The organism is Halomonas sp. SIMBA_159 (assembly GCF_046536035.1).
Lineage (GTDB): Bacteria > Pseudomonadota > Gammaproteobacteria > Pseudomonadales > Halomonadaceae > Vreelandella > Vreelandella venusta_A.
In genome coordinates, this window is the sequence record NZ_JAWJBT010001203.1 from 1 (window position 1) to 249 (window position 249).

Below are 249 nucleotides of genomic sequence, written 5' to 3' on the forward strand. Positions count from 1 at the left end.
GCCTTGGCCGGCCCGCCGCGCAGGTGGCCCAGAAGGGCGAACGCAACCTTGATGAAGTAGTTGCCGGCCCCGGCCTTGTCGAGCAGCGAGCCGAACAGCACGAACAGGAAGACGAAGCTGGTGGATACGCCGAGCGGCACACCGAACACGCCCTCGGTCTGCAGCCACTGGTGCCACATCGCCTTGTCCAGAGAAGCGCCCTTCCACTGGATCACGTTGGGCACGAAGTCGGACGAGCCGAAGAAGATG

At 64.7% G+C, this 249-nt stretch carries 1 protein-coding gene; it reads right to left on the reverse strand.

What is annotated here, in order from left to right; all coding sequences use genetic code 11:
* Positions 1-249: TRAP transporter large permease subunit (locus R0J87_RS23080; RefSeq protein WP_498889277.1), on the reverse strand; the 249-nt coding region annotated here is incomplete at both ends.